A 20,576-nucleotide genomic window follows, 5' to 3' on the forward strand; every position below is an offset into this window, starting at 1 on the left:
AAATGAAAATTAAAGTCACAGATCCAACAACCTGGACACAGGACTGCCATCCGATTGTTTCCGGAGAGACCGCAGGTCCCATGCTACCGGGCACCACTGTTACTTATGATCTTTTGAATACCAGTGCAACAAAAACTCCACCCATCAATCAATGGGATGCTATGTCCCACTATATAGGTATTCCTGATGCAATATATAACGTAAATGCCGGTGCAACCTTGCCAAGTGCTTTAACCTCTATTATTAACTGGCAAAGTATTATTATAGAATTTGCAAATGGTGAAACCATTGATTTAGGAAGAGGCTGTGTTCAGCCAGGTACTCCGACATTCAATTCGGGACCTACTCCATCTGGCAGAACTGCTGCTACTAATACTTTGCTTTCACCTGCACAGCAAATCGTTACTATATTCTGATCATTGTTTATTCAAAATATAAGTGAGACTGTTTCAAAGGAGACAGTCTCTTTTTTGTTTTATAACCTCATAAAAGCTGGCCCGCATCGAGCCCCCCGAATCTCACCGGGGCGGTCAAAGATATTAATCTGCTTAATCAAATCAATGAAATTAATTCCACCTTTGCTGGTCTAAAATAGGCAGTTTTAAGATAATACTTTGTGTAAAAAAATAAGTAGCCTATTTTTCTCAACTGTTTGAAATACCCAATGACAATTCGTCACTACTTTATCTGATGGCATTATTTTCGTCTTTAACAAAAACAATTCACACAAAATAGTAACATTATTTACTAAAACAACACCTATTAATAAAGACAAGTAAAAATTCCGCAACCTGTAATTTTTAATTAATGAAAAAAATTCTTGCTATTTTTATCATTTCTGTTCTTGCTATTTTCCTTCTTAATAAGATGGTATACCAGAAAGTTCCGGAACAAGATACAAAAGAACAGCTCGCAGAAGTTGAGCGGTACAAGCATCCCCTGAAAAGTATTTCTATGGAATACCGCGACAACAGTGATCTTAAAATATTCGATTCTATACTGAAGGACAATAAAGTTTTAATACTTGGGGAAAATACCCATGTTGACGGATCAACTTTCGAAGCCAAAAGCAGACTTATCAAATACCTTCATGAAAATTTGAATTATAATGTTGTTCTTTATGAAGCAGGACAATATGATACCTGGGTGATGAACGAAGAAATGAAATATCACCAACTTAAAACTTCTGCGGATTCCATCGGAGGTCTTGGACTTTTTGAACACTGGTGGAATGCAAAAGAAAACCAACCGCTGATTCAATATTATCAGAAAACCAAAACATCTGCTAACCCTATTGAAATAGGAGGTTTTGATATTCAGTTTTCGGGGGGAGTATTATCTTTCAAACGGGGAAAGCTCCTAAAAGATTTTTTAAGCCGCAATGCGATTAATATCAACAACTTTCCTATTTTCAACAAGCGTATCAATGAACTCAATAATTTTATTTACCCTAAATACGTCAGCAGAGTCTTAAAAGGAAATCAGAAAAATGAATTCCTCCAGGAGCTTACCGGACTTGAACAAGCAGTTCTGAAACTGGAAAAAACGCCTGAAAACACAATTTATGCCCGGTATTTCAATGACATGAAGAATTATATCACCAAAAACTGGAAATACAAATCGGGCTCTGTGAAGAGTATGCAGTTCAGAGATTCCCTGATGGCGAAAAATCTTATTTATCAGATCGATTCTGTTTACAAAGACAAAAAGGTCATCGTATGGTGCGCGAACATTCATTCTTTTGCAGAAAGGTACAGCAAAGATTATCTCCCGCTGGGCTCTTATATCAGGAGTAAATATGGCCAGGCATCCTATATTATTGATTTTTCATCATACGCTCAGCAATACGAAACCGGAGGCCCCGCTGATAAACCCGGAAAATGGGCTATTGAAAATATATTTCACAAAACAAAGACGCCTTATTTTTTTCTTAACCTCAGAAATATTCCCGAAAGTTCATTTCTGAAGAAAGAATTTGTATCCACCATCAACCAGAGGGTTGACATGAAAAAGAACTGGAGCCGTTCTTTTGACGGAATATTTTACATAGACATCAATACCGTTTTAACCCCTATCAAGAAATAATGGAAAGCATCATTACTAAAGATCTGAGCTACACAACAGGTTCTAAATCTATTTTAAACAACATAAGTCTGAATGTTCCGGAAGGCAGTATATATGGCTATCTGGGAAGAAACGGAGCAGGAAAATCAACGACCATAAAGCTGCTTTTGGGACTTCTGGAAGCGAGCGATGATAAAATATTCATCCAGAACAAGAGTTTAAAACAGAACCGGACAGAAATCCTGGCATCCACGGGAAATCTTATAGAATCGCCTTGTTTTTATACCAAGCTTACGGTTTTGGAAAATTTAAAATACCTGGACATCATCTATGGAAAGGGAAGCAAAAGAATTGATGAAGTTCTGGAGCTGGTAGATCTGCATAACGAAAAGAAGAAAAAGTCCAGCGCCCTTTCAATGGGTATGAAGCAGCGTCTTGGCATTGCTATGGCCATCTTTCACGATCCAAAACTGCTGATCCTGGATGAACCTTTAAATGGTCTGGATCCACAGGGAATCTTTGAAATGAGGAAACTTTTTCAGCATCTGAATGAACTGGGGAAAAGTATTTTTCTTTCAAGTCATATCCTGAGCGAGCTGGAAAAAACAGCAACCCATATCGGGATTATTGAAGGCGGAAAAATGATTTTTCAGGGAACAAAAAATGAACTCCTCAGTCAGGTGGAAAAAGACGTGGTTCTGAAAGTAAATCATGCTGAAAAAGCTGTTTCTGTACTGCAGGAATCCTTTTCCGTTGTACAGCAAAGTCCAGATAAAATTTCAGTCAAGGCCACTGATGACAAAAAGTTCAATATGCTTTTGAAAATATTAATTGAAAGCGGAATTGAAATCTACGACATAGAATCCCAGAGCACGAATCTTGAACAGATTTTTATTAACCTAATCTCTAAAAACCATGACTAATACATTCTCTAAAGCTTTTTCTTCCGAGCAGTATAAACTCTCTAAGAATAAGGAGATATTCGGAATCTTGCTGCTTCCTGCTCTTATTATCTTCGCTATTGATCTTTATGACGTTTACAACATTCTTACCGAAGGCGTGGCTGAAGAAGGAACGGTAAATCCGTGGAAAATGGTATTAGGAAGGACGATATGCATGTTTCTTTATATGCTGTACCCTATTCTTGTTTCGCTTTTTGTTCATGCCTGCTGCGATGTGGAATACAGGAATAATAATTATAAAATTCTTTTTACTATACCGCTTTCAAAGTCGAAAATATTTATGTCAAAAGTATTATTTATGCTGATGACGGTATGGCTTTCGATGATTTTAACTTATCTGGCTTTTCTTCTGAGCGGCTATCTTTTCAGCATTGCTTTCCCTGAGCTAGGTTTTCAGAATTACGATTTCAGAGAGGTGATTTTTTATGTCTTTTTAAAGTTTACCATCACTCTTTCTGCTATTGCCATGATTCAGCTGACATTAAGTCTGATCTTTAAAAACTTCATCTATCCTATTGGTTTCAGTATGTTCATGCTGGTTTTCTCCATAATCGTGAATGAGAAAAAGTTTTCTGATTTCATAGTATACACGGGAGGTTATAAACTTTATGGAAATCTGATGTTTGAAAATATTTCTTTTGAACGGCTGGATTACTGCAATATCGCTGCAATATTTATTTTTGCAGGGGTGAGTTATTATTTGTTTGTGAGTAAAAAAGTAAGTTGAATTCAAAAACAGGTTCAGCGGGGTCTGAGACACCGCTAAACTTTCTTTTTATTTATTTTAAAATTATCTTTTTTCAGTAAACTTCTGCTTACCTTTTATTTCTTTGAAAAGCTCTCTGTAAAGGCTATCCAGTTCTTTCGGAGGAACACCTGAATCAAAAGTTGATGATTCGTATACTTTTCCATCAGCTGTAATTAATATGGTGGAAGCAAAAGCCCGGTCCCCAAACCTTCCTTCTGAAGGAGCTGCCAGTGAACTTATTTTATCCAGATTAACCATTTCGGCCTGTTTTACAATACTTTCCCAGGCTGCAGCAGACAAAACATCAACTGAAACATTGCCGTTTACAGATGTAGTTTTAGAGCCCGGAGTAAATGTAATTAACCTGTTTGTACCTCTGGTCTGTTCCGTGATTTCTACCTTCTGAATCTTAGTTTTTTTCTGTACACCGTTTGATGTAATAGCATCTGAACTTCCTTTTTGTTGTGAAGTACAATTCATATGACACAAAACAAGGGGGATTAATGCAATCAACAATTTATAATTCATTTTCATTGTTTTTTAGATTTTACCAAAAATTATTAGTAAAAATAAATATATTTGTAAAATTAATTAAATTATATACACATGAAAGGTAAAACTACTTTTAAATTACCGTTTTTACTTTTTTTAACACTCTTCTGTTTGGCATTCGGACAGAAAAACGATCCTAAAGATAAGATTGTTTTTGGAAAAGTCTATTCCCTTGAAGAGCTTAGAAAAGCAAATGGATTTGTGAGATGTGCTTCTTCAGAATATGAAGCGATGTTACAGCAAAAAGACCCAAAAAGAATGACTGAGCAGCAGTTTGAGGACTGGATTGGACCCCTAATTGCTAATGCACAGGCCAACAAGTCTCAGAATGGAGGAATCATCACCATCCCTGTTGTAGTACACGTTATCCACAGCGGACAGGCGTTAGGTACGGCACCAAATATTACAGATTCACAGGTTCAGTCTCAGATTACCGTGATGAATAATGACTACAGAAAACTGGCAGGAACTCCGGGAGCTAACAGCAGCCCTGTGGGAGCAGATACTATGATACAGTTTGCGTTGGCTAAAGTAGACCCTAAAGGAAATCCTACCAACGGGGTAGACCGTGTAAATCTTTGCCAGGCTGCATGGGCAACTTCCGCCATTGACAGCTATGTAAAGCCATTGACAATCTGGGATCCTACAAAATATATGAATATGTGGAGTGTACAATTCTCCAATGCTGATCTTCTTGGGTATGCGCAATTCCCTTCCAATTCCAATTTAGCGGGATTGAATGCCAATGGTGGTTATGCTGATACCGACGGTGTAGTGGCTAACTATGCTACTTTCGGAAGCAGTGCTTACAACGACGGAACCTTTTTATTAAATGCTCCTTATGACCGTGGAAGAACAATGACTCACGAAGTGGGACACTTTTTAGGATTAAGACATATCTGGGGAGATTCAACGTGCGGAACCGACTATGTTGCAGATACTCCTACTCACAGAACATCTAACGGAGGATGTCCTACGCACCCAAAAGCGAACAACTGTGGTACAGCAGACGAGATGTTTGAAAACTACATGGATTATACTATTGATACTTGTATGAATATCTTCACAATCAACCAAAAAGACAGAATGGATGCTGTGATGAACAATTCTCCAAGAAGAATGGAATTAAAAACATCAACTGCTGACATGCCTATTCCTTTATTTGCCAACGATGCAGAATTAAAGGGTGAAAAAAGCTGTGAACAAACAGCATGTGCTGATTCTCCAGCCCCTATAACGGCTCAGTTCTCACTTTACAACAGAGGAACAAGCGCTCTTACTTCTGCAGTGATTACTTATACTGTAAATGGCGGAGCCGTACAAACCACTAACTGGACTGGAAACTTAGCACAAGACAAATATGCTATTGTTAGTATTCCTACCGGAGCAACTACAGGTAGTGTTTCAGCACAGATCACATCTGTTAACGCAACTACCGACCAGAGAGCAAGTAATAATGCTTCATCTGTGGTGTTAGGAAATATAGTACCGGTATCAAGCACAAACTTCAAATTCGAACTACAGCTTGATTATTGGGGATCTGAAACTACATGGAACATAAAAAACAGTGCAGGTACTACTCTTTACAGCGGAGGTCCTTATACAGATGTTGTAAACCCTGGTACAAACCCTCCTCCAGCATTAATGACTCAAAACTGGGTGTTACCTATAAATGACTGTTATACTTTCACAATCAATGATGTTGCAGGTGATGGTATCTTTGAATATGACGGTTATTACAGAATTCTAAATTCAGCTGGAACTGTGGTAGCAGCAGGTAATGACTTTACTGATACACAGGAAAGAAAATTCAAAGTAGTAGGTGCCTTATCTACGAACGAGGTTTCAAAAGACAAAAACACAGCAGGTGTTTATCCAAACCCTGTAAGTGATGTTCTGAACGTTACCAATGTAGCTAACAACACGAAGTATGAAATTTACAACGCTGTTGGACAGATTGTAAAAACAGGTTCTCTTGAAGATCAGAAAATCCGAGTGGCTGAACTGGCAAAAGGGACTTATTTCATCTCATTCAAAAATGACAAAAAAGCAGAAGGCGTAAAATTTATAAAAAAATAAATTAGATTTCAGTCTGCAGTTTTTGCAACAATAATAAGCCTCCGGAAAAATTTCCGGAGGTTTTTTTTATTTTTTTCTTTATTTTTTTCAATCTCCAGCAGAATTCAAAAAACAAGAAAGCACTATTTATAAAACATTGATATTTAACATCTCCTATTTTTTCTAATAAAGAAACAGACTTCTTTTTAATCCGGGATGATTTGAATGTGACGAATTATTATTAAATAATTTTTCACAATTGTCTTTTTTATTCAAAATAATTTTCTATCTTTGCACTCGCAAAAACGAAGTAACATTCGTTAAGATGACCACCAATTCGGGGCGTAGCGTAGTCCGGTCATCGCGCCTGGTTTGGGACCAGGAGGTCGCAGGTTCGAATCCTGCCGCCCCGACAGTTTTATTAATTTTCTCAAAATTATTTAATGGGTGCGTAGCTCAGCTGGATAGAGCATCTGCCTTCTAAGCAGACGGTCAAAGGTTCGAATCCTTTCGCGCTCACAAGAAACTCACAATGAAAATTGTGAGTTTTTTTGTTTACAAAGGTTGTGACCGTGTCACTGATCAAGCTACCGTTATAAAAACATCCGCTTACTTGAATCAATGACATTGATTCCGTCTTTGCACACTTATAATTTGTAGTATTAAAATCAGACTTTGCGTCAAAGAAAGTATTCTACTTTTCCACTCTTGTAACACTCTTTTAAAGCCCTAAAACAAGATGATCTCATCTTCACGGACAAATCACCCATTCTCCCATAAATAAAGCATTTTTGACTATTCAGAATAAACTTATCACGGTATTTAAAAATAACTGACATCAATTTTGTACTGATTGTTTACTTATTAACGCTTTTCAGACTACTGAAAACGGATGTATATAGAAGAACATAAGCAGTTGATAGACTGAAAGATTTACAACTTGTACAGGATATAAAACTTTTGCATATTTATAATCTGATGAAATAAAAAATTGAGAAATGGATCATTTTAAAGAAGCTCAGAGTAATATGAGAGACAGTTACGGCAATGGATCAGTTGGCATATTTGTTTCAGGAATAATCTGGCTGCTCTCATGTGCCGTGGTGAACCTGTATACCCCTCAAAAAGCCATTTGGTTTTTAATGATCGGAGGTGTATTTATTTTTCCGCTTTCCTTACTGATAGGAAAACTGGCAGGAATTAAAGGTGAGCATCAAAAGACCAATCCTCTCGGAAAACTTGCTATGGAAGGTACAATATGGATGATTATGTGCATTCCTCTGGCGTACGGTCTGTCTTTACAAAAAGCAGAGTGGTTTTTTCAGGGAATGCTGATGATCATAGCAGGCAGATATCTGACTTTCGCCAGTATCTATGGGATATCAGTTTACTGGATGTTGGGAGCTGTACTCGGACTGTCTGCTTTTGCCCTTTTCAGTACAGGAGCAGGAACATTTTTATCTGCTTTCGCCGGTGGTTTTGTAGAAACAGTATTCGGAGTTATGATTTACCTATTCTACAGACGTGATAAGCAAAAAGAGCTGAAAGGACATCAATAGAATAGCATTAAAAGGTTATTAATAAATCTGATCAATCATTTACAGGTCATAAAAAAGCCGCTATACAGTGTACAACGGCTCAATTTATCATTATATTTTATTTCTGGCTATATGTACTACCATTCCAGAGATACGTCTTAGAAGAGCGTTTTTTCTTTTCCCTGTCTTTATCATCTTTCTCCATCTCCTCCATTTTAAAGACAAAAGTATCAGGAATTCCTCCTTTATCATTAGGAAATACAAATTCTTCGCTGTGATAATACACATCTGCATCTCCTACATTCATCAACTGTGGGAGTGTGATGAGTTTTTTATCTTTAAAGAATACATATTGGTCATAGCTGGCAATCCCACAAGCTTCCCCGGAAACCATCGCTTTAAGGGTTAGCTCTACATTTTTCAGCTTATGTCCGCTTTCAATAGTAAAGGTGGCATAGCTCAGCTCCTCACCTCTTCCTGTATCAAAATAAACCTCATCAATCAGCGTATTTCCTTCCATTACTTTTATACCGGCTATATTCTGTTTTTGAGTTCTGTTATATTCCTTACTTTTCCTGTCCACCGTTTTTGAAAGTCCGAAAAGAAAATCGTAGCCATTTTTATTGCGATAGCCTACACATAAATTTCCGCCCCAGATATAGCCTTCAGAAACAGTTTCTCCTTTTTGATAGGAAACTTTGTACCAGTTAGCTCCTCTTTCTCCCAACCGGAGAATTGCTTCTTCTTTTTTAAGAATCATTACCTGCTGATTGGTCTGCAACGAATCTGTTACCTGTGATTTTACATCCGGTTCTTTTCTCACTCTGGTCCAGTCTGTAAAAACTTTCTGGGCTTTATTTTCCTCAAAACCAAAAACCCCGTCCGGATATATCATATTTTCTTCCTGTGCCGAAAAAAGCTGCAGAAATAATACAAATAAGGCGGTTAATAAAGTTTTCATATTCGTGTTCAGTTTCATTATTTTTCCAACAGCAAGCTTACCCATTCTTCACGCTGAAGTTTCTTTTTCAGTTCAAGTCCGTTTTCTCTGCAGACTTCAAGAATATCATCTACATCAAAGAAACACAGTCCTGAAAGCAACAGCTTTCCTCCTTCATTCATTACAGAAACATATACCGGAATATCAGAGATCAGGATATTTCTGTTGATATTCGCCAGAATAATATCAAAATTTTCTTTTCCTAAATTGTCTGCCGTCCCTTGTTCAATATCTAGTTCAACTCCGTTTCTGGTGGCATTTTCTTTTGAATTTTCTACAGACCATTCATCAATATCAATTGCTTTTACTTCTCCAGATCCCTGCTGCTTTGCATAAATGGCAAGCACAGAAGTTCCACAGCCCATATCAAGAACCTTTTTACCGTTGAAGTCAATATCCATCATTTGCTGGATCATCAGATGCGTAGTAGGGTGATGCCCTGTTCCGAAAGACATTTTAGGCTGAATAATAATTTCATGCATCCCGGGTACCGATTCATGAAACTCTGCCCGGATCATGACTTTATCGTCTATATTGATCGGTGAAAAGTTTTTTTCCCATTCTTCATTCCAGTTGATATTAGGCATTTCTTCGAAAGTATATGTGATCTCCACATTTTCGTTTTCAAAAAGCGGAAGCGCCTTCAATTCTTCTTCATTAAACAGTTCTTTCTGGATATATCCTAAAATTCCATCAATTTCTTCTGTAAAGCTGTCAAAACCTATTTCGATAAGCTCTGCCATTAATATCTCGTTCCATGGCTGTAATGGAGAAATTTTGAAATTGAATTCTAAATAATTTTGCATGTGAGTCAATAATTTAATGCAAAAATAGGAATGTTATTACGGTTAAAAAAATTGAAATGCTATGAGTATGGTTTATTTTGAGAATAATGTTATTCGTTTTAATCACAGAAACGCTGACATCCAACGGGGGCGACTGTTTTATTTTGGCTAAAGCCAGGTGACCGGGATGAATTAGAAAGCGGGCTAAAGCCCGCCTCCATAAATATTTTCATTGTTTAAATTAACACAATCATACCCCGTATCCCGCACCTCGTAACAATTAATTAAACAAATAACACCTCCGTTTACGGATTGGTAGAGAAAATAGAACCATTCGCAATCAATGCCCTTCTGTTCATTTTCAAAATATCTCTTACCCATTCTGCAAAATCTTCAGGCTGAAGCACTTTATCAGGATTTCCATCCGTAAGTCCGCCCTGGATGCTCATATCAGAAGCAATCGTACTTGGTGTCAGTGTGATCACACGGATGTTCTGTTTTCTCCATTCCGCCATCATCGACTGTGACAAAGAAACCACCGCCGCTTTAGATGCCGCATAAGCCGACATATTTGGTCCTCCTTTCAAACCTGCTGTAGAAGCTACATTCACAATATCTCCTTCACCACTTGCTTTAAGGAACGGATAAACTGCTTTCGCCGCATAATAGACTCCGAAAAGATTGGTTTTAATCACCTGTTCCCAGATTTCAGAAGGCATTTCTTCAATACTTCCGAAGTCTCCAATACCCGCATTATTTACCAAAATATCTACACCTCCAAGTTGTTTGGCAAGAGATTCAATCCCTGCTTTCACTTCAGATTCATTATCAACGCTGAAAACAGCATAAGCCGAATTTACTCCAAGCGCTTTGATTTCCTCTGCTGTATTTTTAATATTTTCTTCGTTTCTACCGGTAATGGCAACATGTACCCCTTCATTAGCCAAAGCCAAAGCAACTGCTTTACCAAGCCCTCTTCCACCACCTGTTACGATGGCATTTTTTCCGTTTAGATTCATAATACTATTGTTTCTTACAGCAAATTTACGAAAGAACATCGTGATGAAGCCGGAATAACGGACATTTAATAGAATTTTAATAGTCTAATCCGGAAATTTTTCACCCGCAAAAAACGACAAAAGCTTTAATACTTTAATCTTTTTAAGGCTAAGTATTTTATGCATAAAGATCCGTGGAAATCTGTGCAATCCGTGGTCAAAAAAAATATCAACCACAAAAGTCACAAAAGCTTTGAATACTTTAGTTCTAAGTTGAATACTTTACGATTGAAAAGCTCACATAAGTTCTTAAAAAATCTTTGATTTTTAACTGAATAATATGCACAAACATCTGTGAAAACCTGTGCAATCTGTGGTCAAAAAAATATCAACCACAAAAGACACAAAAGTTTTTTAAGTTGAATGTTTTAAGTGGGAAAAGCTCACATAAGTTCTTAAAAAGTCTTTGATTTTTAACTGAATAATATGCGCAAACATCTGTGGAAATCTGTACAATCCGTGGTCAAAAAAATATCAACCACAAAAGGCACAAAAGTTTTTTAAGTTGAATGCTTTACATGAGAAAAGTTCACATAAGCCTTCTAAAAATCAAAGATTTTTATACTGATAGATAATAATGATTGAACCGCGGAAATTACTCTCCTCTAAAGGGGTGGCGAAAATTCAGAAAATTTTTGACGGGATGGTTTAAAACAAAAAAACCTACCTCTTTTTGGAGGCAGGATTTTGATTCCAGTAATAAAAACTGTTATTTATTTTTTAACTGATCCGGAATATTGGTCGTAACAAAGCCAATTCCCTGATTTTTCAACTGCTCATAAACTGCTGCATCATTCACCGTCCAGGAATTGGTGATAAGCCCCAGCGCCTTCGCTTCCGATATCCAGGTAGGATTTTTCTGAAAAACACTGTAATGATAATCCATTCCGTCCAGACCTTCTTTCTTGATCTGCTCAGGAGAAAGTTCTCCGTTCAGATACTGTACTTTAAATTGAGGTTCCAGCTTTTTGATCTCTTTACAGATATTCAGGCTGAAGGAAATATACTCGCATTGCCCTTCCAGCTTCATATCCTTGATCATTTTAAGTGTCTTTTGAGTGAGTTCTTTTTCCAATTCCGGAGTTTTGGCAGGCTTGATCTCAACAATAAGCTTTAAAGAAGAATCTTTCTTGCCCTGTTTCAGATAATCTTTCAGGGTTGGAAACTTTTCGCCATTGGATAATTTCAACGCTTCCATTTCTTTGAAAGAAGTTTCCGAGATCTCCATTTCTCCGTGGTGCTCATCATGATTGATGACAGGAACACCATCCTTCGTCATTCTCACATCGAATTCCGATCCGTATATCTTTAATTTCTGGGCATTTTCCAGGGATTTAATAGAATTTTCTGTTGTAGGCGGCTGTGCCTGGAAGTAGCCTCTGTGTGCGATAATCTGGGTTTGTGCCTTCATTAGGACTGTACTTAAAACTGCTAACCCTAAGATAAAATTTTTCATAATACAATTTAGATAATTAAATAAAAATCTTAAAAACGTTTGATAAAGGTAGTGTTTAAATGTTAAAAGCTATATTTAGCTCCAATCTGGATCTGGTAAGGATTTCCGGAAAGAGGTGCTAAACCGCTGGTATTTTTAGTATACTCAAACTGCTTCGTGGCCTGATTGAATTTGGTTACTCTGTACAGGGCCATATTTCCGTAAGACTTATTTACGCCCCATTCTTTGTTTAGAAGGTTGGCTACGTTGAAAATATCCACTGAAAGTTCAAAGGCTCCGATCTTTTCAAATTTAATTTTTTTGGCAACACGTACATCCCAAACTCCGTAGAATCCATTTTTACCGCCGTTACGTTCTGCTATCGCGTTGTTGTATTTTTCCACATAATCTTTCAGTGCCTTTCCTACTTCAGGGTCGTTAAGAAGCGGCTGCGTAATAATTTCCGGGAAAATGTAGGCCAGATCGTTAGAATCCACAAAGTCACCGTTGATATTTCCACCTGCTGTTACCGAGAAACGGGTTCCCCCGATTCCTGAATATCTTAATCCCAGTGTAAATCCTGCAATAGTAGGCGAGTTTCCGTAAAGCACTATTTTATTTCGGAACTGGTTGTCGGAATAACTCATTCTTAAATCTCTTGGATCGCCCTGAACCGGAGTGGAAAGTGTTGCAGAATTCGCTACGTTTCCGTTGTATGAGGTATTGTCTTTGATATCAGACCAGGTATAACTTGCCGTGATCTCCCCATCTTTCCAGTAGCGGTAGCTGGTATCTACCACAAATGAATACTGATTTACTTTACCATCACTTACCAGCTCAAGTACTCTTCCGAATTTTTTATTGATTCTTCCTTCTTTCCAGTCAATGCTTACACTTTTATTATCATTATTGATGATGGTAGATGCAGGTACATATACGCCTCTTCCTCCTTCATTGTCTAAAGTGAAAAACGGGTTGGCCACCATATTTCTGTCGTAGTAGAAGTAATTGTTTCTCCCCAGTGCCATATATCCTGCAATTCCGGCTCTGAACCTTTCATTAAAGAAGTGGGTATAGGAGATATTCGCTTTATAAACGATTGGAATTTTTGCGTCTTTTCCTGTATAATTGATGGTTGGAATCTGATATTGTGAAAGTGAAGGAACCGTTCCGTAATCATTTCTGTACGCCGGGAAGTTAGGAACAAGACCAATATTACCGGGATTCACATCTACTGTTGCCAGATGTCTTCCGTCAAAAACAAGATTATTGATCACCATATAGTTGTTGATATCCGAAGAGAAGATTCCTGCTCCAAATTTTAAGAAATCTTTATTTCCTTCGTTGATATTCCAGTCAAACTGAAATCTTGGCTGAATAACGAATGATTTGATCTGGTTATCCGTTCTGATTCCCATCTCGTCAAAAAGTTTCTGATTCAGTTCAGCTTTAGGATATCCTCCATAGTCGAATCTCAATCCGGCCATAAAATCAAGACCTGTTGCTATTTTAGTCTGAATCTGCCCATACAATCCTGCATTCCAGATATTGGATTTTACGGAAGGATCATCCATCAAAGGCACTTCTCTGTAGAATCTGTATGGAGTAAGATTGGCAAAATTCGTCATTCCCTGGAACTGGAATCTTCCATTCACTTCACTTCCGTAGATGGATTTTGATCTGGTGTACATGAGATCTACCCCAAAAGTATACTTAATTTTATCCGTGTTGTAGTATAAGTTATCTACAATCTGGAATACATTATTTCTGAAACCTTCCTGAGCAAAACGATGGCCTCCAATCTGGATATTGGTAGCTCCAACACTTGAAGTAACCCCTTCTACCACTGCTCTTGGAACCGGTTTTCCTAATTCATTGTTCTGATAACTGTCCTGAAAAGTGTATAAATACTGTGCTTTTAATTCATTCGTGATATTCGGCTTAACGTTTGTTCTCAAAGTCAAAAGTAAGCTGTTATCCAGGTTTTTATCATTTCCGTAAGATTCAAAGAAGTTGATCGCGGTATTATCTACCAATCCGTTTTTATTCAAATCATACGTGAAATTATTTCTTAGCGTCAATAAGTTCTTCTCATTGATCTGCCAGTCCAAACGAAGGAATCCTGCATCTGAATTTCTTACTTTATCGAAACTTCCGAATTGCGGGCTATTTCCTACTCCATATTTTGATCTTGCAATATCCAGGAACTGGTTCAGCGTCTGCGTAGTGGTATTCAATCTTTTCTCATCGTCCGTAGATTTGATATCTGCAATCTGCAAAGGTCTTGAATCCAGCTGGTGATCCCATGCAACGAAGAAATGTAATTTATTTTTAATGATAGGACCTCCCAATGAAAACCCGAACTGGGACGTAGAGAAATCGTTCTCTCTTTTGTTCCCTCTGATGTCATATGGACTGGAAAGCCAGTTGGTTCTCAGGTATTCCCATGCACTTCCTGAGAATTTATTTGTCCCTGATTTGGTAACGGCACTTACCGTTCCTCCTCCACTTCTTCCCAACGTTACATCATATTGATTGGTCGTGATCTTGAATTCGCGCACCGCTTCAATTGAAATAGAGAATGGTGCACCGCTACGGCTGGTTGTAGATCCTGCAGAAGTCGGGTTTTTAGCTGTCATCCCGTCGATGGTAAAGTTGGTGGAAGATCCCAGCTGTCCGGAAAGGTTTCCTCCTTTTCCACTTAACGGAGACAGTTCCGTAAGATTGGTAAAGTTTCTTCCGTTCACCGGCAGCATACTGATATTCTTGGCTGAAATAGCTGTAGCCGCTCCCAGGTTTCCGATTTTATTTTTCAGGTTTCCGGTAACCACTACTTCTTCTATCTGCTTCTCTCCATCACCCAAGCTCATATTGACCGTAACCTGATCTCCGAAGTTCACATTATATCCTTCTTTTTTCTCTTCGTTCACCATCACAGTGTAAGGCCCGCCAAGAGGAATTTCTTTGAAAATATATTCTCCTTTCGAATTGGTCTCCGTTTCCGTCCTGAACCCTGTAGACTCGTTCACGATCGTTACTTTCACTTTTTCCTGAGCGGTGCTGCCCAGACCGGTTACTTTTCCCACAATAGAAGCCTGCGTAGTCTGCGCATAGGCAAGTGTTCCAAATCCCAAAAACAATAATCCTAGTACAATCTTTACTTTTCTCATCTCTTCCGAAAATCTATTTATTAATTTTTTATGGCCGTCAGGAACCTGAATAATTTTTATTTTTTTAATAGAAACTGTACAATCATTCAGGTTTCTTCAAATTAGATGTGCAAAGGTATTTTGAGTTTCGGAACTGGCTGTTTAAGGGAGTTTTAACAATTTTTCAATTAAATCATAACATTGTGTTAAATTAATTTAAACACTTGTTTTAAATGAAAGATATTCAGCACTTTACCTTGTATTGCGTTTTTTTAATATTCTGATAATATTTTATTGTAGTATTTTTTAATGAAATTAGTTTAGCTATTTTTGCTCAAAAGATAGAAAGGAATGTCTGAAAATATACAGCAAAAAATAGAGCAGCTCCGAAAAGAGCTCCATCAGCATAATGAAAATTATTACCTTCTGGATGCAGCCACCATCTCTGATTATGAGTTCGATATGCTCCTTGAGCAGCTTCAGGATCTGGAAGCCAAACATCCTGAGTTTTATGATGAAAATTCACCTACGGTACGTGTAGGAGGTGGAATTACAAAAGTATTCCCTACCATTCAGCATAAGTTCAGAATGTATTCTCTGGATAATTCTTATGATTTTGATGATCTTGAGGACTGGGAGAAAAGGATTATTAAAACCATCAGCGATCCTGTAGAGTTTGTGGCAGAGCTGAAATATGACGGAGCCTCTATCTCTATTCTTTATGAAAACGGAAAACTGGCTCAGGCCGTAACCCGTGGTGATGGTTTTCAGGGTGATGAAATCACTCCGAATGTCCGCACCATTTCTGATATTCCTCTGACACTGAAGGGAGATTTCCCTGAACATTTCTTTATGAGAGGAGAAATTTATCTGACGAGAAAGAATTTCGACAAGCTTAATAAACTGCGTGAAGAGGAAGGTCTGGATCCTTTTATGAATCCCCGTAATACCGCCAGCGGAAGTTTAAAGATGCAGGACAGCGGAGAGGTAAGAAAACGAAGTCTGTCTTCTGTACTTTATCAGTTTATTGCTGAGGATGTTCCTGCTGAAAGTCATTGGGATTTGCTTCAGAAAGCACAAGGCTGGGGTTTCAAAACTTCACAGCAGGCGAAACTCTGTAAAACCTTAGATGAAGTAAAGGAATTCATCAGCTTCTGGGATACCGAGCGACACAATCTTCCTTTTGAAATAGACGGAATTGTATTAAAAGTAAATTCTCTACAACAGCAGAGACAGCTGGGCTACACAGCAAAATCTCCGCGCTGGGCCATGGCTTATAAATTTAAAGCTGAAAAGGTAGAAACTGAACTTCAGAGTGTATCTTATCAGGTGGGAAGAACAGGAGCCATCACTCCGGTTGCCAATTTAAAGCCTGTTTTACTGGCCGGAACCATCGTTAAAAGAGCTTCTCTTCACAATGAGGATATTATAAAAAAACTGGATCTGCATGAGCATGACTTTGTGTATGTAGAAAAAGGCGGTGAAATTATTCCAAAAATCGTTGGAGTGAATACCGAAAAAAGGACTGAGGAAAGCCGGGAAATAGAATACATCAAAAACTGCCCTGAATGCGGAACGGAGTTGGTGAAAATTGTAGATCAGGCGATCCATTTCTGTCCGAATGAGCTTCACTGCCCGCCTCAGGTGGTAGGAAGAATGATTCATTATGTTTCAAGAAAGGCTTTAAATATAGATAATCTGGGAAGTGAGACCATAGAACAGCTTTACAGGGAAAAGTTAATTGAAAATCCTGCTGATTTTTATGCATTAACGAAGGAACAGATTCTTCCTCTGGAAAGAATGGCGGAAAAATCTGCCCAGAATATTATTTCAGGGATTGAAAAATCTAAAGAAATTCCTTTTGAGAAGGTTCTTTACGGAATCGGAATCAAGCATGTGGGGGAAACGGTTGCCAAGAAACTGGTGAAAAACTTCGCCACAATTGATGAACTGAAAGCCGCCACTGTGGAAGAACTTTGTCAGGTGGAAGATATTGGAGCAAAAATCGCGGTAAGCATTGTAGAATTTTTCGGCAATTCTGAAAATATACTGATGATTGAGCGTCTTAAATCTTATGGAGTTCAGCTTGAAAAAGGAGAAAGTTCAAATGAGGTCTTATCTAATGTTCTGGAAGGAAAAACATTCCTTTTCACTGGAAAACTATCCTTATTCACCAGAGAATCCGCCGAAGAAATGGTGGAGAAACATGGCGGAAAAAATATTTCTGCAGTGTCTAAGAACCTCAACTTCCTTGTGGTTGGCGAGAAAGCCGGAAGTAAACTGAAAAAAGCTCAGGACATCGGAACGATTACCATTCTGGACGAACAGGAATTTCTGAATCTGATAGAGAAACAGTAATTTCTTTAACAAATTATAATTAAACCATTGAGATTAGATTTCAATGGTTTATTTTTGCCATTTATCACCAATAAAAGAATAATAAACTAAACAAGACTAATCCATGAAAAAAATCTACTTCATCGTTTGTATGATGATATGTTGTGCATTTCAGGCACAAATTGTGAATATTCCTGATCCTTATCTAAAATCAAAATTATTTACTTACGGAGCCACCAGTAATGCCGGCGGAACATTTATAACGCTTGACGCCAATGGCGATGGAGAAGTACAGGTATCGGAAGCAGCCATGGTTTATAAAATTGATATCAATAATCTTACAGATGCTGTAACAAGTTTATCCGGTCTGAATCAGTTTCCCAATCTAAACGAACTTGTCCTCACCAATCCTAATCTGCAGACCTATAATCTGGTGTTCAGCAATTATCCCAGTCTTCAGAAATTAAGATTTCTGGGAGGTGAAGTGGCCAATGTAACGGTTGAAAACTGTAATGCTTTAAATTTAGCGAGCCTCGGAGCCCATGGAAAAAACATCACCATCCAGAATACTTCGGTTCAGGAGGTTAAACTTCAAAATATAAACGCTGTTAGTATTTCTTCGGCACCCAATCTTAAAAAATTCTCTTTATTCGGGTCTACTCTGACTTCTTTAAATTTAAGTAATCTGCCTTTGCTTGAAGAAGTAAGTGTGACTGAAAACCCGTCGCTGGCAAGCATTAATTTTGCGGGAGATGTGGCATTGAAAAAATTAGAATTATTTCGTAATCAACTAAGCGGTCTTAGCGTACCAAATCCTTCTCTCGTTAATTATTTAGCGATATCCACCAATCTTATCCAGACTTTTGATCCTACTCCTTATACCGGATTGACGTATTTTGACATCCATCAAAACCAGCTTACAAGTTTGAATTTAAGTGCGAATCCTTTACTTTATGAAGTTTCAGTTTACGACAATGCATTAACAGCCTTAACGTTTAACAACAATAATAATTTACAGTATGTGTATGCCGGGAATAATCAGTTACAAAATATAGCGTTTAACCAAATTCCTAATATGAGAGGAATCCAGATTCAAAACAATCAGTTTGTCAATATTGATTTTTCACAGAATCTTCAAATGCTTTCTTTTGACTGCACAAGTAATCTAAATCTTAAAACGCTTAACATAAAGAATGGAAAAGATAGTTTTAGTGGCTCAGGGTCTGCCTGTGCATTCAGCATTACCCCACAGTTACAGTACATCTGTATTGATCCGGGAGAAATTTATGCGATTAATGCACTTCTGACACAATATAATCAGACGAATGTTGTAGTAAACTCCTATTGTTCTTTTACACCCGGAGGAAATTCTTATCTGTTTCAGGGGACTGCAAGATATGACCAGAACGGAAACGGATGCGATGCCGGAGATCCTTCAAAACCGTTCCAGAAATTTAATCTTGTGAGCTCTGTCGCAGGATTATCCAGTGCTATAGCTAATGGCAGCGGCTCTTATGCAATGTACCTTCCGGCCGGAATCAATATCATTACACCGGTTTTGGAAAACCCGTCGTATTTTACGGTTTCGCCAACTTCAGTAAATATTACATTTCCTAATCAGCCTGCTCCTGTTACTCAAAATTTCTGTCTGGCAGCCAATGGAACCCATCATGATCTTGAAACAGTCATTATGCCTATTACCATTGCGCGTCCGGGGTTTGATGCTCAATATAAAATTATTTATAAAAATAAAGGGACATCTGTACAATCAGGGACGCTGGTATTCAATTACAACAATAATGTAGTGAATTACCTGACTTCAACCGTTGCTCCGAATTCACAATTGCCGGGAGCGCTCAACTGGGGTTTCAGCAATCTTCTTCCATTTGAAACCAGAGAAATAACCGTAAGTTTACGCTTAAATACTCCAACGCAAACTCCGCCTTTGAATGGTGGAAGTATTCTTCTGTACAATGCCCAAATCAATGGAGCAACGGACGATACCCCTGCTGACAATCTGTTTACACTGAATCAAACGGTTGTGAATTCGTTTGACCCTAATGATAAAACCTGTCTGGAAGGAACTTCTATTTCACAGGCACAGGTAGGAAATTATGTTCATTATCTGATCCGATTTGAAAATACGGGAACTGCCAATGCTCAGAATATTGTGGTGAAAGATGTTATAGATACTTCAAAGTTCGATTTATCAAGTTTAGTTTCCCTGAGTGGAAGTCATAATTTTGTAACAAAAGTGAACAGCCCGAATGTAGAATTTATTTTTGAAAATATTCAGCTTCCTTTTGATGATGCCAACAATGACGGGTATGTTTCGTTTAAGATTAAAACCAAATCTACTTTAACGGTTGGTGATACTTTCAGCAACACCGCTCAAATTTATTTTGATTACAATGCACCTATCGTGACCAATACCTACACTACTTCAGTACAAAACACACTGGCAGCCTCTGAAGTGAACCCTACTAAAAATGATTTCAGTATTTATCCTAATCCGGTACAGGATATTCTTTACATTCAGTCTAAAGATGAGGTGATAAAAGCAGAAATCTATGATACCTCAGGAAGAATTCTGAATACTGCAGGAGTAAAAAACAATTCTATCCCTGTTTCTGAGCTGGCGAAAGGAAATTATATCATCAGACTCTCTACAAAAAATAAAGTGATGATGCTTAAATTCATTAAGGCATAGAAATAATGAATCCGATATATTTTAAAAGCTGTGATATTCTCACGGCTTTTTTTGGCTGTCTTTATTATCCATGTCAAGGTTTTGAAACTTGACAAGGATGGGTGGATCAATTTTGGCTAAAGCCGATTGGTATTGATTTTATTATCATTAAGCGGGCTAAAGCCTGCTCTTATTCACGCC

14 protein-coding genes and 2 tRNA genes are annotated in these 20,576 nt (G+C 37.9%); 10 read left to right on the top strand and 6 right to left on the bottom strand.

Going from position 1 to position 20,576, the window contains the following annotated elements; translation table 11 throughout:
- The first annotated feature begins 2 nt into the window (after window positions 1-2).
- From ACM46_RS18685 to ACM46_RS18700, 4 genes are all read left to right on the top strand, one after another.
- A complete protein-coding gene (locus ACM46_RS18685) occupies window positions 3-416 on the top strand; it encodes a hypothetical protein (RefSeq protein ID WP_131707625.1) in 414 nt (137 codons plus the stop codon).
- Window positions 417-807: 391 nt separating this feature from the next.
- Window positions 808-2,085: an erythromycin esterase family protein gene (locus ACM46_RS18690; protein ID WP_048508191.1), complete on the top strand. Its 1,278-nt coding sequence runs from the start codon at window positions 808-810 to the stop codon at window positions 2,083-2,085.
- Entirely contained in the window at window positions 2,085-2,987 is a 903-nt protein-coding gene (locus tag ACM46_RS18695; RefSeq protein ID WP_048508192.1) for an ABC transporter ATP-binding protein, read from the top strand. The genes ACM46_RS18690 and ACM46_RS18695 overlap by 1 nt, the downstream gene beginning before the upstream one ends.
- Window positions 2,980-3,753, top strand: coding sequence for an ABC transporter permease (locus ACM46_RS18700; protein WP_048508193.1), 774 nt, complete (start codon window positions 2,980-2,982; stop codon window positions 3,751-3,753). Before ACM46_RS18695 ends, ACM46_RS18700 begins: the two co-directional genes overlap by 8 nt.
- Window positions 3,754-3,816: 63 nt before the next feature.
- Here the strand turns inward: ACM46_RS18700 and ACM46_RS22855 are convergent, their stop codons facing one another.
- Window positions 3,817-4,302, bottom strand: a complete 486-nt coding sequence (locus tag ACM46_RS22855) for a hypothetical protein (protein WP_131707626.1) — start codon at window positions 4,300-4,302, stop codon at window positions 3,817-3,819.
- A 78-nt stretch (window positions 4,303-4,380) separates the two neighbouring features.
- Between ACM46_RS22855 and ACM46_RS22860 the strand changes: the two genes are divergently transcribed.
- The 4 genes from ACM46_RS22860 to ACM46_RS18725 all read left to right on the top strand — a co-directional run bounded on the left by ACM46_RS22860 (window position 4,381) and on the right by ACM46_RS18725 (window position 7,943).
- On the top strand, window positions 4,381-6,405 hold the full coding sequence (locus ACM46_RS22860) for a M43 family zinc metalloprotease (protein WP_053082727.1): 2,025 nt from the start codon (window positions 4,381-4,383) through the stop codon (window positions 6,403-6,405).
- Window positions 6,406-6,722: 317 nt separating this feature from the next.
- Window positions 6,723-6,797, top strand: a tRNA-Pro gene (locus ACM46_RS18715).
- A 32-nt stretch (window positions 6,798-6,829) separates the two neighbouring features.
- Window positions 6,830-6,903 (top strand) — tRNA-Arg (locus ACM46_RS18720).
- A 479-nt stretch (window positions 6,904-7,382) separates the two neighbouring features.
- Window positions 7,383-7,943 (top strand): DUF7010 family protein, encoded by a 561-nt coding sequence (locus tag ACM46_RS18725; RefSeq protein WP_048508194.1) that lies wholly within the window; start codon window positions 7,383-7,385, stop codon window positions 7,941-7,943.
- Window positions 7,944-8,040: 97 nt separating this feature from the next.
- Here the strand turns inward: ACM46_RS18725 and ACM46_RS18730 are convergent, their stop codons facing one another.
- The 5 genes from ACM46_RS18730 to ACM46_RS18750 all read right to left on the bottom strand — a co-directional run bounded on the left by ACM46_RS18730 (window position 8,041) and on the right by ACM46_RS18750 (window position 15,370).
- Entirely contained in the window at window positions 8,041-8,883 is an 843-nt protein-coding gene (locus ACM46_RS18730) for an SH3 domain-containing protein (protein ID WP_048508285.1), read from the bottom strand.
- Between the two features lie 17 nt (window positions 8,884-8,900).
- Entirely contained in the window at window positions 8,901-9,728 is an 828-nt protein-coding gene (gene prmA, locus ACM46_RS18735) for a 50S ribosomal protein L11 methyltransferase (protein ID WP_048508195.1), read from the bottom strand.
- A 284-nt stretch (window positions 9,729-10,012) separates the two neighbouring features.
- The gene (locus tag ACM46_RS18740) at window positions 10,013-10,726 is read right to left on the bottom strand and encodes a 3-ketoacyl-ACP reductase (protein ID WP_048508196.1); all 714 of its coding nucleotides are present in this window, start codon (window positions 10,724-10,726) and stop codon (window positions 10,013-10,015) included.
- A gap of 748 nt (window positions 10,727-11,474) precedes the next feature.
- Window positions 11,475-12,221: a glycerophosphodiester phosphodiesterase family protein gene (locus ACM46_RS18745; protein ID WP_048508197.1), complete on the bottom strand. Its 747-nt coding sequence runs from the start codon at window positions 12,219-12,221 to the stop codon at window positions 11,475-11,477.
- 62 nt (window positions 12,222-12,283) lie between these two features.
- Window positions 12,284-15,370, bottom strand: coding sequence for a TonB-dependent receptor (locus ACM46_RS18750; protein WP_048508198.1), 3,087 nt, complete (start codon window positions 15,368-15,370; stop codon window positions 12,284-12,286).
- A 330-nt stretch (window positions 15,371-15,700) separates the two neighbouring features.
- Between ACM46_RS18750 and ligA the strand changes: the two genes are divergently transcribed.
- A complete protein-coding gene (ligA, locus tag ACM46_RS18755) occupies window positions 15,701-17,707 on the top strand; it encodes an NAD-dependent DNA ligase LigA (protein ID WP_048508199.1) in 2,007 nt (668 codons plus the stop codon).
- A 103-nt stretch (window positions 17,708-17,810) separates the two neighbouring features.
- Window positions 17,811-20,396: a T9SS type A sorting domain-containing protein gene (locus ACM46_RS18760; protein ID WP_083997458.1), complete on the top strand. Its 2,586-nt coding sequence runs from the start codon at window positions 17,811-17,813 to the stop codon at window positions 20,394-20,396.
- The last annotated feature ends 180 nt before the right edge of the window (window positions 20,397-20,576 follow it).

The organism is Chryseobacterium angstadtii, from assembly GCF_001045465.1.
GTDB classification, from domain to species: domain Bacteria; phylum Bacteroidota; class Bacteroidia; order Flavobacteriales; family Weeksellaceae; genus Chryseobacterium; species Chryseobacterium angstadtii.

What these genes read in the sequence shown, in the direction of transcription:
- ACM46_RS18750 (WP_048508198.1), bottom strand. Translation starts at nt 15,370, where the DNA reads ATGAGAAAAGTAAAGATTGTACTAGGATTATTGTTTTTGGGATTTGGA.
- prmA (WP_048508195.1), bottom strand. Translation starts at nt 9,728, where the DNA reads ATGCAAAATTATTTAGAATTCAATTTCAAAATTTCTCCATTACAGCCA.
- ACM46_RS18730 (WP_048508285.1), bottom strand. Translation starts at nt 8,883, where the DNA reads ATGAAAACTTTATTAACCGCCTTATTTGTATTATTTCTGCAGCTTTTT.
- ACM46_RS22860 (WP_053082727.1), top strand. Translation starts at nt 4,381, where the DNA reads ATGAAAGGTAAAACTACTTTTAAATTACCGTTTTTACTTTTTTTAACA.
- ACM46_RS18695 (WP_048508192.1), top strand. Translation starts at nt 2,085, where the DNA reads ATGGAAAGCATCATTACTAAAGATCTGAGCTACACAACAGGTTCTAAA.
- ACM46_RS18740 (WP_048508196.1), bottom strand. Translation starts at nt 10,726, where the DNA reads ATGAATCTAAACGGAAAAAATGCCATCGTAACAGGTGGTGGAAGAGGG.
- ACM46_RS18690 (WP_048508191.1), top strand. Translation starts at nt 808, where the DNA reads ATGAAAAAAATTCTTGCTATTTTTATCATTTCTGTTCTTGCTATTTTC.
- ACM46_RS18700 (WP_048508193.1), top strand. Translation starts at nt 2,980, where the DNA reads ATGACTAATACATTCTCTAAAGCTTTTTCTTCCGAGCAGTATAAACTC.
- ACM46_RS18745 (WP_048508197.1), bottom strand. Translation starts at nt 12,221, where the DNA reads ATGAAAAATTTTATCTTAGGGTTAGCAGTTTTAAGTACAGTCCTAATG.
- ACM46_RS22855 (WP_131707626.1), bottom strand. Translation starts at nt 4,302, where the DNA reads ATGAATTATAAATTGTTGATTGCATTAATCCCCCTTGTTTTGTGTCAT.
- ACM46_RS18725 (WP_048508194.1), top strand. Translation starts at nt 7,383, where the DNA reads ATGGATCATTTTAAAGAAGCTCAGAGTAATATGAGAGACAGTTACGGC.
- ligA (WP_048508199.1), top strand. Translation starts at nt 15,701, where the DNA reads ATGTCTGAAAATATACAGCAAAAAATAGAGCAGCTCCGAAAAGAGCTC.
- ACM46_RS18685 (WP_131707625.1), top strand. Translation starts at nt 3, where the DNA reads ATGAAAATTAAAGTCACAGATCCAACAACCTGGACACAGGACTGCCAT.
- ACM46_RS18760 (WP_083997458.1), top strand. Translation starts at nt 17,811, where the DNA reads ATGAAAAAAATCTACTTCATCGTTTGTATGATGATATGTTGTGCATTT.